The 12,469-nt window shown below is 33.9% G+C and carries 11 protein-coding genes; 8 read left to right on the forward strand and 3 right to left on the reverse strand.

Going from position 1 to position 12,469, the window contains the following annotated elements:
- Nucleotides 1-36 precede the first annotated feature (36 nt).
- Nucleotides 37-1,617, forward strand: a complete 1,581-nt coding sequence (locus GYM71_RS00225; RefSeq protein ID WP_220220449.1) for an ATP-binding cassette domain-containing protein — start codon at nt 37-39, stop codon at nt 1,615-1,617.
- A 168-nt stretch (nt 1,618-1,785) separates the two neighbouring features.
- Here the strand turns inward: GYM71_RS00225 and GYM71_RS00230 are convergent, their stop codons facing one another.
- Nucleotides 1,786-2,343: a hypothetical protein gene (locus tag GYM71_RS00230; RefSeq protein ID WP_244986830.1), complete on the reverse strand. Its 558-nt coding sequence runs from the start codon at nt 2,341-2,343 to the stop codon at nt 1,786-1,788.
- Between the two features lie 492 nt (nt 2,344-2,835).
- On the opposite strand from GYM71_RS00230, the gene GYM71_RS00235 reads away from it, so the two are divergent.
- Nucleotides 2,836-4,419, forward strand: coding sequence for an ATP-binding cassette domain-containing protein (locus GYM71_RS00235; protein WP_220220450.1), 1,584 nt, complete (start codon nt 2,836-2,838; stop codon nt 4,417-4,419).
- A gap of 444 nt (nt 4,420-4,863) precedes the next feature.
- Here the strand turns inward: GYM71_RS00235 and GYM71_RS00240 are convergent, their stop codons facing one another.
- Together GYM71_RS00240 and GYM71_RS00245 are read right to left on the reverse strand one after the other, a co-directional pair.
- Nucleotides 4,864-5,397, reverse strand: a complete 534-nt coding sequence (locus tag GYM71_RS00240) for a hypothetical protein (protein WP_220220451.1) — start codon at nt 5,395-5,397, stop codon at nt 4,864-4,866.
- Nucleotides 5,398-5,704: 307 nt separating this feature from the next.
- Complete coding sequence (locus tag GYM71_RS00245) at nt 5,705-6,553, reverse strand: Rgg family transcriptional regulator (protein WP_220220452.1); 849 nt, start codon at nt 6,551-6,553, stop codon at nt 5,705-5,707.
- 704 nt (nt 6,554-7,257) lie between these two features.
- Here GYM71_RS00245 and GYM71_RS00250 point away from each other — a divergent pair.
- The 6 genes from GYM71_RS00250 to GYM71_RS00275 all read left to right on the forward strand — a co-directional run bounded on the left by GYM71_RS00250 (nt 7,258) and on the right by GYM71_RS00275 (nt 12,461).
- Nucleotides 7,258-9,204 (forward strand): M13 family metallopeptidase, encoded by a 1,947-nt coding sequence (locus GYM71_RS00250; RefSeq protein WP_220220453.1) that lies wholly within the window; start codon nt 7,258-7,260, stop codon nt 9,202-9,204.
- Between the two features lie 161 nt (nt 9,205-9,365).
- Entirely contained in the window at nt 9,366-9,581 is a 216-nt protein-coding gene (locus GYM71_RS00255; protein ID WP_220220454.1) for a hypothetical protein, read from the forward strand.
- Nucleotides 9,582-9,590: 9 nt separating this feature from the next.
- Nucleotides 9,591-10,367 (forward strand): alpha/beta hydrolase, encoded by a 777-nt coding sequence (locus GYM71_RS00260; protein WP_220220455.1) that lies wholly within the window; start codon nt 9,591-9,593, stop codon nt 10,365-10,367.
- Nucleotides 10,368-10,771: 404 nt separating this feature from the next.
- Nucleotides 10,772-11,548 carry an alpha/beta fold hydrolase gene (locus tag GYM71_RS00265; protein WP_220220456.1) on the forward strand — a complete coding sequence of 259 codons (777 nt, stop codon included), beginning with the start codon at nt 10,772-10,774 and terminating at the stop codon, nt 11,546-11,548.
- Nucleotides 11,549-11,708: 160 nt separating this feature from the next.
- On the forward strand, nt 11,709-12,074 hold the full coding sequence (locus GYM71_RS00270; protein ID WP_220220457.1) for a hypothetical protein: 366 nt from the start codon (nt 11,709-11,711) through the stop codon (nt 12,072-12,074).
- Nucleotides 12,075-12,149: 75 nt separating this feature from the next.
- Nucleotides 12,150-12,461, forward strand: coding sequence for a hypothetical protein (locus GYM71_RS00275; RefSeq protein ID WP_220220458.1), 312 nt, complete (start codon nt 12,150-12,152; stop codon nt 12,459-12,461).
- Nucleotides 12,462-12,469 lie beyond the last annotated feature (8 nt).

Consider the following 12,469-nt stretch of genomic DNA (forward strand, 5'->3'; position numbering starts at 1 on the left):
TTTAATATGATCAACTTAAGTCAAGAGGAAAAAATTATGTCATTAAAGTTCGCAAATAAAGGGAAACTGGCACTGTATGTTCTGTTAGCAACAATTAGTGCTTGTGGCAATGTTGTTATTGCTTATATTACCAAAATTATGTTGAATAGTGCGCAATATCATTATGGGACGCTTAAGCAGTTAGTTTTAATTGCGCTTACTGGAGCTGGGATCTTAATTGTAATTATGTTTACTAATTTCGCTTATCGCTACCTTCGCTGTGATATTGTACGTGACATCAACGTTGAGCTTAAGGACAAAACCATTAGCTACATTATTCAGCAGCAATCCGATTCGCAAAAAGATGGTTTAAACTTAATGACTAATGATTTAAAGCAAATCGAAACCTCGAAGATCACTAATGAATTAATGATTATTTCTGAGGCGCTTGCTTTCGCGATTTCAATTATTGTTGGCTTACTTAATTCTTGGGTTCTAACTTTAATTTTCGTCATTGCAACGGCTATTCCTGGCTTTATCCAAAAATTTTTCATTAAGAGTATTCAGGAAAAATCTGCCGAATGGGAAAAACAAAATGCAGAATACACTCAAGCTGTATCAGATGCTATTAATGGCTCAAAAACCGCGATGCTTTATGATGTGCAAATTCCAGTTGTTTCCTATGTGATTAAGCAAGCCAAGCAAATGGAAGATGCCTTGCGTTCGTTGAATTATGCTCAAGGGGCGGTTACAACCGTCATTATAACTGTTGCAGACATTTTTAGTTTTATCATTCCGTTTTTGGTTGGGGCTATTCTGATGTTTAACGGGCAAATTGGTGCTGGTACTTTAGTCATGATTGTCCAATTGTCTAATGACTTCATTAATCCCGTTACGATGATTTTTGATCAGATTAATCAAATTCGATCTACTAAGCCAATGTGGGACAAAGTTGAAAAAGCACTGGCAATTAAAGCAATCAGTTCGGAAAATAAGGCCGCACAATCTTTTACTCAATTGGACGTTGAGAATCTTGCCTATGAGCAAAATAGTAAATTGCTTTTTGCTAACGTTAACTTTTCGCTAAAGTCTGGTGAAAAAATCCTGCTAATGGCACCTAGTGGCTGGGGTAAAACGACTTTACTACGTTTATTGGTAGGGCAAATTTCTCCAAGTAAGGGGACAATCAAAATCGATCAAGAGTCGATTAACGGTAATTGGGCCAAAGCTCACGATTACTTTGGCTACATTAATCAGAAACCGTTTATTTTCGACCGCGATTTAAAATTCAATGTTACTTTAGGCAAGAACGTCACTGATCAGCAACTTGAGGATGCTATCGAAGAAGCTGGCCTGGCTAAACTGGTGAAGGAAAAAGGACTAAATTATGCTGTGGGACAAAATGGCAGTAACTTATCTGGCGGTCAAATTCAAAGAATAGAAATTGCTCGTGCGCTGCTTGCCAAGCGGCCAATTCTGTTAGCAGATGAAGCAACTAGTGCATTAGATGCCAAACTTACTTTACAAATTCATCAAACCTTACTCAATAATCCTAAAGTTGCTGTAATTGAAGTTGCACATAAAATTTCTGAGCAAGAAAAAGCAATGTTTAATCGCATTATTAAACTAGGGAGTTAGTAGGCAAACAAAGCGGTTTATGATAACGGGTTGAATGAGTGGGGCGATTATCTATTAAATAAAAATAATGAGATTATCCAAAGTGATACGAGCTATTTAAGGGAACAGCAAAAAGGAAAACAAAAAACCAGTTCAATTTAATGAACTGGTTAACGTCTAGCTTAATTTTTATTGTACATTATCCATATCATCTTCGGATAATCTCTTGTTATATAAACTTTGATCAGTTTTATCTATATCTGTCGATAAAGCTTCTTCAATGGCTTTTTGTATATCAAGAGCACTCTGCTTATCATAAAATGGAACTTGGATTTCATAAGCAGAACCAGCTTTTTCAATCGATAATTTTGTCATAATCCCATTTAAAAATATACCGACACCAATTAACAACAAAATAACGCCAAATAGTGTGCTAGAACCAAACATTGCAAGCCCAATAAAAGCTATAATGATTCCAAAAATAAAGTCCTTTACTGAATATGATGTATCAACTGAAGCATCAGATATATTTTTTAAGGGAATATTTTGCTTATGTGAACCAGCAGGAATTAAGCCCAAAACAGTGTTTTGTTCAACTACTTTTACAAATCTGTAATCAACAGATACGGATCCCTTAATCCAAAAAAGCAATGCACTAGCAGAAAATTCTTTTTTAAACCACGTTCTATCACGTGATTTATTCATTTCTACTTTGGTTTCTCCTGTTTCCCTATTTACTTCTGGCATAATTGTTCCTCCCACCAAATATTAATCAAAATTTTGAAAAGTCTTATAACACTATATCACATTATATGCCTTACTTACAGTGGAATATAATATTTTTATTTGCTTTATATTTAAATGAAAATTGTGCAGGAAGTGTATCTTTATTACGGAACTTGCGATTAAATATTCTGTTGATAAGCATGTTCATGAGTAGTGATATTGAAACTAATTTTTATATAGAAAAGTTAATTTGGCCCCACTATTACAATTGCTTATTATGGGATGCTTTTACGTTAATAAATTGGTTTTCAGAGCTTTGTAATTTTATGCTATTTAAAATTGCTAATAGCTAAAAATATTGACAGGCTTTTTTACTGCCCAAAAAAGACCGCTTATCCTCAAATTCATTACCAATAACGCGAAAAGCATTGTAAATTTTATTTTTATCAGGTTTAATAATAGCAATATCTTTAAATAAAAATAATAACAATATTAAAATCGCGGAGAACAGCAATGATTTACCACAATTACTCACATTTTAGATTCTTTTGGTTAAATATTTTTGGCCTGATTTATAGTACTGAAAACATTATTATGGCGTATATTGTCGGCAGTTTGACTAATATGGCTGCTAAAAGACAATTCGTTGCCTTACCATCGCTGATCGGCCAAATCATTGTTGCATTGGTGATCGTGTTAGCTTCTGGCTTAATGTTTAATTACCTTAAGACTGATGCGATTAAGCAAGTCAACGTCAAATTGCGTACTAAAGTATTAAAAGGAATGTTGCTAAATAATCGAGAAGATAGCAGTGATCTGGGCTTTTTAACTAATGACTTTAAGTTGCTTGAAACCAACCGTTATGAGGCTGAAATTCAAATTTTGATTTATACTTACACGGTTGTTTTGGCACTGGGCTATGCACTTTACTTAAATTGGTTTGTTACCTTGATTTACTTGGTAGGATCGCTCTTGCCAACAATTGCTTCAAGCTTTTTTCAAAAATCGATTCAAAAAGCTTCGGGTGACTGGACCGCGGCTAGTGACAAGTATGTAAGTCAAACCAAAAATACCTTAGCTGGAACTGGTACTTTTAACTTATATGGCAAACAAGATAATGCTGTCAAACAAAATAAGCGTGTGGTTGAACGGCTAGAAGAAAAACTGGCCAAAATGAACTTACTTAATGAGAATACCAATACTTATTTAAATATTATTGCAATTGGTGGCACGTTTTTACTTCCATTTGCAATTGGTACAGGACTAGTAATTAAAGGCCATATTACGTTAGGAGCTCTTTTTGCAATAACGCAGCTGTCTAACTCATTTGTGAATCCTATTTTACAGATTTTAAATGAACGAAATAACTTATCGACAACAAAGGGAATAGTTAAGAAAATTAAGCAGTATATTGCTAAAAGTGAGCAGAAGGAAAATAGTGCAAACCTCCCTAAAAACTTTGCTGAGCTAAAGGTGCAGGAGCTTGCACTCGTACGCCAGGATAAAAAACTGGCAGATCACATCAACCTTACGGTTAAAAAAGGTCAAAAGATTGCAGTAATTGGCCCTTCAGGTTCAGGTAAATCAACGATGCTGCAATACTTGATGTATGGCGACTATGGTAAAGCTGAGAAAGTACTGCTTAATGAGAAAGACGCTGCGGCCGGCAATTTTACAAAGTTATTTTCATATTCTAGCCAAAGTGCTGTGATTTTTGCCGATACGCTTTGGTTTAATCTGACTCTCGGAGAAACTTTTGCTCACGACGAGGTTAAACAGGTTTGTCAGAATCTTGGTCTAGGACAGCTAATTAAGGAAAAAGGTTTTGACTATCAGTTAGGGGATAATGCGGATCAACTGTCAGGTGGACAGTTGTCACGAATTGAACTTGCACGGGCCATTTTAGCTGGCCGGCCAGTTATGCTGCTGGATGAGGTCAATGCATCGCTTGATAAGCCAACTTCAAAAATGATTCATGATTATTTATTTAACACTGACTTTACTTTTATTGAGGTAATTCACCATTATGAGCCTGAAGAACTAAGGCGTTATGATGTGGTGATTGATTTTGACAACTACATAGACAAATTAAAATAAAAATTAGACAAGTGGATGAGTGAAAATTGGCCTGAGATTAAAGCAAAAGATGGATAATTTTTTACAAAGTAAGTGTATTAATTTAAAAAGAATGAAATGGGATCAACCTGAGGATGCCATAAAAAAACCACCAGACTTTCTGGTGGTTTTTTATGCATGATATTTTTTCGAAAAATGGTCAATACATTTTTGATAAATCATTGGTGCAGGGAAAATAAATACGAAAAGATATGCGAAACATATCAGATCATCCGGAAGTTTGCTAAAGATACCTATACTATGAATAAAATTTAGTATTTGAGTTTTAAACTCACCTAGCAAAAACATAATCAATACAAGCCAAAAGAAATATATGATAAATAGCAAACGCTTATTTTTTTTGAATTCATTTTTATCTTTCATAGAGAATATTCCCGACCTTTTACGTATATATAAAAATTATTTTTATTGATATCCCCAACTAATTGCGGAACCTTTATTACTAAATCTTACGTAAATTCCTCTGTCACAAGCTTTACTTCCAGCACTATTAGCAATAGAAGTTATAGTTGCTGCTACGGTTCCTGCAAGGTAAGGATGTCCAGCTGCAGTCAATGCGGCTCCGATAGCCGTAGCAACAGCTGCAGATCCACCATAAACTGCTAACTTAACAATAGCACTGTTTACATAAACGGTAAAGCCATGCTTATTGGTTTTAATATACGTACCACCACGCCGCATCATATCTTGCATTAAAGCAGCTTGATAATCTTCTTTACCTAAAATACTTTTTACATCATAGCCTTTGGCTTCAAGTGTATCAAAAATTTCTTTGTTAGAAATTGATACGACTTGATCATCATTATTGGATTGTTTAACATTTGTAATAGTATCAGCATGTACAACCTGGGTTGTTAAAATACTATTTCCTAGTGTTGATGCTACTGGACTCAATGCTAATGTAGTCAATCCTGCAATCACTGCTTTTTTAAATTTCATAATTATTTACTCCTTCTAAATTTAATAAACAGATTATATAGTCATGATTATAATAATTACTAACCTTAAGTTGTTGATTAAGCTTTAAACATTAATTTCGTTATAATCACCTCCTTTAATTAAGTGTGCCAAACATCTTACATAAAATTATCTCAACAATACTTAGAAACAAGTAATATTAACTCGCGTAATAATTTAAACATTTATATTTCTCCTACTAATTTATATTTTCAGTATATTAATAATTAAATTAAAATACTAAAAATGTCATATTTGATTCTCAAAAACCAAATATGACATTTTTAGTTTATTCATTTGCAATTAAAAGTTCTTCTAATTCTTTACTGTAATCTGGCATGCCCGCTAGTTTGATACTTTTAATTATTATTTCTGTTTCATCTAGGTACTTTTTATTATATGTATTCTGATATTTAACAATATTATAAAATGCTGGTACTAGCATCTTATAAAAGAAAATTGCTGGCGTTGTTTTTATTTGATCTGCATAATTGACAAATACGTCAGCTTCTTCAAAGCGTTTATTTCTAATACAAAAAATCAACATATTAATAATAATGGCTAAAATTTTTCCTTGTATTTTAACACTACTGGTTCCAATGCACTGTTTAATTATTTTTTTAGACAGCAATAAATTACTATTCAAATCATAGAAACTCATAAAATTACAATATAGAATCAAACCATCTTCGTCGAAATTAGAAATATTAAAAACTTTCTCTTTTATTTTATTTATGGCTTCTTTACCCAACATCGTGGGATCTTTACTAATTACCGCAATATAGGCATCAATCAGCAGTAATTCATCGCTTTTATTTGGCAATTTACTTTCTGCAACTACATCTCGTATTTGCTGTAATTCTTTTTTAGAATTTTGGTAATAAGCTTCATTTATGAGCCGATCTATTTCCAATTCTTGTTGATGAATCAATTTATCTTTTGGACGTAACTTGCTAAAAAAATCGATTAGGGGAATTTGATTGAAATGTAGTAATTCAATTAAGTCATCGGCAGAAATTCGGCTTAGATTTTTTTCAACTTTCGCATAAAAAGAGGCACTGATCACGTCACCAGCCCATTGCTTTTGTGTTTTACACTGACTAATCCGGTAGTCTTTTAATAATTCTCCTGTTGTCATGATTATTCCTTCTAACTTTTGCTTGCTAAATGAGCCATATTTTCTTTATTATAACGAAAATATAGTTAAGTCATAGAAAAGAAGAATAAATTAATTCAAGAAGTCAGCTTAAATGACCAATAATTGATGGTCAGAATACTTACACGTAACAATGCACTTAAAAAGAAAAAACCACCAATGATTTTGGTGGTCAAAATTATTCTGCTTTTTTGGGCCATAAATAAATTAAAATCAAAATTTGAATAATAATTAATACCAAATTTAACCAAATTGGTAAATGGCGGAAAAAGTATTGTTGAATATTACAATTAATAATATTGGTTGCAAAAAAGATATATCCTAATAATTCTATTACAACGTAACCATAAAATAGGTTATTTCTATGCGATCTTATCCAATTTATCATGCTTTTATACCTTAAAAGAAAAAGATAACAGTTTTGACAATAGCAATGATACCCGCTAATTTTTATTTTAATGAAATTGTGTATTCCTTATATGCTTGTAAATATTTAGTATAGCAGAAAAAATAAATTTAAATAAAAAATGGCTAACATGACAATTTTTAATCATATTAGTCATTTTTTTCTACTAATCAGAGCACGGTTTTTCCATAAAAAGTCGAATACGACTTTTTATGAGAATTTGCTAAATTGCTTATATACTTAAAAGCATATTTAGAAGTTAGTGAAAAGGAGAAAATAAATGATTAATTTTAATGTGCGCGGTGGCGCTGGTAATTCGACTAAAGCCGATCCTAATGTCCGGCTACAAGATAACTTTTATCTTGCTGTTAATTCACAATGGATGAAAGACAATCCAATTCCCCAGGGCGAGCCGTGGATAAATAGTTTTGATGAAATTGCTAAAAAGACGCGTGAGCGGCTAATGCAAGATTTTGAAGAATTTGCCGATGGCCAAAAAACAATTCCGGCAGTTAGGAACTTTGACAAAGCCATTGAATTTTATCGTATTGTTAAAGACTTTGCCAAAAGAGAAGAAGATGGTGCAGCTCCAATTAAAGCTGATCTAGCTTTTTTGGAAGGTTTAACTAGTATTGATGATATTAATCAAAACCTGTCGCGACTACTACTAGATGGTAATTTGCCTTTTGGTTTTGAAGTTATGCCCGATTTTAAGGACGCGCAATTAAATGTTGTCACGTTTAATCGACATACTCTAATTTTAAATGATACCAGTTATTATGATGGAAAACGGACGGATGAATTGCTTGCAACTTGGCAAAGACAGACTACAAATTTGCTGACAATGGCGGGGATCGAAGAAAATAAGGCACAACAATATGCAAGTGATAGTGTAAAACTAGATCGGCGGCTTGCAAAGGTCTACCAGTCTGCCCAAGATAACGCCCAGATTGAAAACACTTATCATCCAATGAGTGTTGCAGAATTTACAAAAAAGAGTCAGAACCTTAATTTAGCCGGACTGTTAGAAGAGATGGGGCTTGAACAGACTAAATTTGTGATTGTAAGTGAACCAAAATACCTGGACAGTTTTGATAATCTATTCAATGACAAACATTTTGCCGAGCTAAAGGGGTGGCTGATTTCACAGTTTATTAATTATAGTGCTACCTATTTGTCACGCGCCTTTAGAGCTGCCACGTTACCGCTTAGAAAAGCAATGTGGGGCATTAATGAATTGCCCGTAGATAAACAATTTGTTTACGATCAAACGACTAAATTGTTTGGAGATGTGATTGGGCAATATTATGGCCAGAAATACTTGGGCGAAAAGGCTAAGACAATTGCAACTGAAATGGTTGAAAATATGGTCGAAGTCTATCAAGAAAGGCTGCATAATAATTCCTGGTTGTCATCTGTGACTAAAGAAAAGGCAATCAAGAAGCTGGCTACTTTAAAACTAAAAATTGGTTATCCAGAGCATATCCAGAAATTTTATGATCAATTTAAGGTGGTTCCTACGCAAGCCGGTGGTACTTTTTACTCGAATGTCAGGGACAATCAGCGTGTTAAAATTAAAGCTAATTTTAGCAAGATAAGTCAGCCAGTTGATCATTCTATCTGGACCATGTCGGCAATTGATGCCAATGCTTGTTACGATCCGCAAAATAACGATGTCACTTTACCGGCAATCATTTTGCAAAAGCCTTTTTATAGTTTAGATCAGGACCGCGCTGCTAATTATGGCGGTTTCGGCACGGTGATTGGCCATGAAATTTCCCATGCTTTTGACAATAATGGTGCTCAGTTTGATGAACTGGGCAATATGAAAAATTGGTGGACAGATAAGGACTTCGCTGAATTTAATCAGCGGGTTAAAGCAGAAATTGCTTTGTTTGATGGGGTAGAAGTTGGTTCAGTAAAATTAAACGGCAAATTGTGTGTTTCTGAAAATATTGGCGATCAAGGTGGGTTGACTGTCGCACTTGAGGCCAATAAGAAGGATGGTGGCGATGCAGCCACTTTGTTTAATAGCTATGCTCGGATTTGGGAGACCAATTCAACTACTGAATTTTTACAGTTGCTTACTTCAATTGATGTTCATGCTTTGCCTCAAGCTAGGGTAAATGTTCAAGTGCAGTGCCAAGACGAATTCTACCGGGCTTATGATGTTAACCCAACTGATGGTATGTGGCTTGAACCCGCTAAACGAGTACAGATCTGGTAAAGCTGACAGATATAATCCTATAGAAAGTAAACTTAACAGAGGATTGCTAAAACTATTTAAAATAATTTTAAAAAGTTAATAATCTAACTATAATTCAATAAATCTCATTGTTAGAATATATTTATGTTAATTTATTTTTGAAATTTTGATAGGAGAAAGTTATGAGATTAGTGCAAAAAATAATGGAAATACTGGCAATTGTTTTATGGATTTTAGTAATTGGTACATTTGCTGTGGCAATTGTTAAACATCAATTATGGAGCATGGGACCAATAATAACGTATAATCGGCCGCGTAACTTTCTTGGCTGGATGATTGTTGGTGCAATTGCTTCAACAGCAGTCAGTGCGGTTTTAAAATTGGTGCAAGGAAAGTAAATATTATAAATGGATAAAAAGTATTACGCTACGAAGTTGGGTCAAATTGCATATTCCGGTAGAGCAGGCAAGCCACTAATTGTTTTTCTCAATAGTTTTGGCAGCTTTGATACTGCGCAGAGTTTTAGCAAAGTAATCGACGAGTTGCCCGCAGAAGATGGCATATTTGCACCTGATTATTTGAATACCGGCTTTAGCGGCAAATCAACTGTGTCTTACACAATCACAGCAGAAGCAGATGAACTAGCCAAAATGATTAATAGTTTTAATGCCGCAAAAGTAATCATCGTGGCGCACAGTATTGGCGGCGTTTATGCTTTTCAAATGCAAGCAAAAGTAAAAAATCTGCGTGCCCTAATTTTGATTGAACCGACGACGAGGGAAATAATATTAAATCCGCCAAGAGAGCAGGGCTATCTTGACCAGGAAAAACAAGAACGCAATGCAGAACAGTTTATTCATGACAAAATTTTTAGCTTATTTTCTGAACAAGAAGCAATGGCTTTTTGGCAAACTACAGAAAAGAATGCAGATCAGTTTGATGACCAAGCAAGCCAAAATGCCATTAGTGCGATGAAAAACGACCATTTCTGGCAGTCAACTATGCGAATGAACGATGACATTCCGGTATTTATTTTTACGGAGGCATACCGCCAAAAAGAATACGAACGTTCAGAATACAATAATCGCAAAGCTAAAATTATCCCGTTAGGTACATTTCATTATATTCAGTGGGAATATCCTGAAGAAATTGCTCAAGCAGCTATCTTGTCTTCTGGCAGTTAATTTACTAAAACGAATAACTGACTTTATTAAAAAAGCGCCTTAGTATAATCTGATTCCCTAATCTTTCTTTTTTAGGGTCTGGTATTAGTAACGGTAAGTACACTTTTTTCTTTTATAAATTTTAATCTAGGATTTCTAATTTAGCTGGCTTGATATTTAACTATATCAACGATATCGGTATCAATATATATTTATAATTAGATCCGCTTAATGTATAATCAATATCATCTTTGATTAATGACAGAAAAATGAGAAATAGTATTGGCAATCGCTGTGCTTAGCTTAAATATCATTGATTGTCATTTGAAAGTACTAGGTAAAAATTAGTCATAAGCATAAATAATCTGATTACTTTGCTAATGTCAGGCTACTATAGCCTTCAAGTTGATACGGAGAAAATAATAATGGATAAAAAGTATTACGCTACGAAATTGGGCCAAATCGCATATGCTGGTAAAGAAGGCAAGCCACTAATTGTTTTTCTTAATGTTTTTGGTACTATGGATACCGAGCAAAATTTTGCTAAAGTAATTGCTAGATTGCCTAAAGAATATGGCATTTTTGCCCCCGACTATCTGAATACGGGCTTTAGCGGAAAATCAAATGCACAATATTCACTCACAACGGAAGCAGACGAATTGGCCGCAATAATTAATGGTTTTAATGCCGCAAAAGTAATTATCGTGGCGCACAGTGTGGGTGGTGTTTATGCGTTTCAAATGCAAGCTAAGATTAAGAATTTACACGCTCTTATCTTTATTGAACCGACGACGAGGGAAATAATATTAGATCCGCCAAAAGAAAAAAGTTATCTAGATCATGATAAAGAAACCGCTGATACTGATCAATTTATTCATGATAAAATTTTTGCATTGTTTTCTGACCGAAAAGCAAATGATTTTTGGCAAACAACATTGGCAAATGAGGCTCGTTTCGATGAGCAATCAGAACAAGAGCTTGCTAGTGCGATAGAAGAAGATGGCTTTTGGCAGTCAAGTAAAAAACTGGATGGTAAAGTACCCGTGACTATTTTTACGGAGGCATACCGGCAAAAAGAATATGAGCGTTCAGAATACAATAATCAGAATACTAAGATCATTCCGTTAGGTACATTTCATTACATCCAGTGGGAATATCCTGAAGAAATTGCTCAAGAGATTATCTCGGCGAGTGCTGATTAATCAATAGTGAACTGGCATGATTTTAAACCAAAAAAGTTTAAAACGATCCTCATTGTGTAAGCTTTTAGCTAAACTTTGGGGAAGCGCAATCGAATAGTATAATGAGTTTCAAAGTTGTTTAGACTTTGAAACTTTTTTTGCTAAATTGGTGGTGATCCATATGAATAAAGGGCATAAATTCACTTATATTTTATCGGTATTAATTGCTTTACTAGTAAGCTATCTCTGGTATTTTTTTCACTCGGAATTATATATTTCCTATGAGTTAGACTATCAAGTTAACGCGATGATCAAAAATCATGATATTAAAAAGATGAGAGCGGTATCTAAAGACAAAAAGATTTATACTTTCTTAGTTCATCTTAATAAGAATGATTCTTGCCAAAATACCTCTGATTACCAGGGCGGAACTCAGAATATTTATTGGTATGGAACAGAAATCAAGAAAAAAGCAATAGGAGTTGATATGAAAAAAGAAAATAACATCTACTGGAAAGTGGACAAACTATATTTTACGAAAAGGTAAAGTAGTGCTGTTAAAGCAGGAAGGAATACTTAAAATTAGATTGTGACGAGATAAAGAATGGAGTTTAGTAATATAATGATTAAATATAAAACTACTATCGCTGAGCATCTGTTAACACCACATGCTTATAAAATTATACGGTGGATTGCGCTATGCGAATTCGTAATAGTTTTAATCTTACCGTGGTTTAAGCTAATGGATTTAAGCATCGGTGCTTTAGGCTGTCATTCGCTGACTTTAATGGATTTGTTGACAGAATTCTTTCAGCGTCACTATGTTAATTTCTTTATAAGCTTGTTTTTAGGAACAATTTTGACTCTAATAGTTTGTGTTATTTTTCTTGTTTATATTATCTGGGCTTCAGGCAATATGTACTTTGAAAAATAAGAGGTAAT

This window comes from Lactobacillus panisapium (assembly GCF_019469265.1).
Classification (GTDB): domain Bacteria; phylum Bacillota; class Bacilli; order Lactobacillales; family Lactobacillaceae; genus Lactobacillus; species Lactobacillus panisapium.

Coding starts and splice junctions, on each gene's coding strand:
- GYM71_RS00235 (WP_220220450.1), top strand. CDS start 2,836: ATGATTTACCACAATTACTCACATTTTAGATTCTTTTGGTTAAATATT.
- GYM71_RS00250 (WP_220220453.1), top strand. CDS start 7,258: ATGATTAATTTTAATGTGCGCGGTGGCGCTGGTAATTCGACTAAAGCC.
- GYM71_RS00230 (WP_244986830.1), bottom strand. CDS start 2,343: ATGCCAGAAGTAAATAGGGAAACAGGAGAAACCAAAGTAGAAATGAAT.
- GYM71_RS00260 (WP_220220455.1), top strand. CDS start 9,591: ATGGATAAAAAGTATTACGCTACGAAGTTGGGTCAAATTGCATATTCC.
- GYM71_RS00255 (WP_220220454.1), top strand. CDS start 9,366: ATGAGATTAGTGCAAAAAATAATGGAAATACTGGCAATTGTTTTATGG.
- GYM71_RS00270 (WP_220220457.1), top strand. CDS start 11,709: ATGAATAAAGGGCATAAATTCACTTATATTTTATCGGTATTAATTGCT.
- GYM71_RS00275 (WP_220220458.1), top strand. CDS start 12,150: ATGATTAAATATAAAACTACTATCGCTGAGCATCTGTTAACACCACAT.
- GYM71_RS00245 (WP_220220452.1), bottom strand. CDS start 6,553: ATGACAACAGGAGAATTATTAAAAGACTACCGGATTAGTCAGTGTAAA.
- GYM71_RS00240 (WP_220220451.1), bottom strand. CDS start 5,397: ATGAAATTTAAAAAAGCAGTGATTGCAGGATTGACTACATTAGCATTG.
- GYM71_RS00265 (WP_220220456.1), top strand. CDS start 10,772: ATGGATAAAAAGTATTACGCTACGAAATTGGGCCAAATCGCATATGCT.
- GYM71_RS00225 (WP_220220449.1), top strand. CDS start 37: ATGTCATTAAAGTTCGCAAATAAAGGGAAACTGGCACTGTATGTTCTG.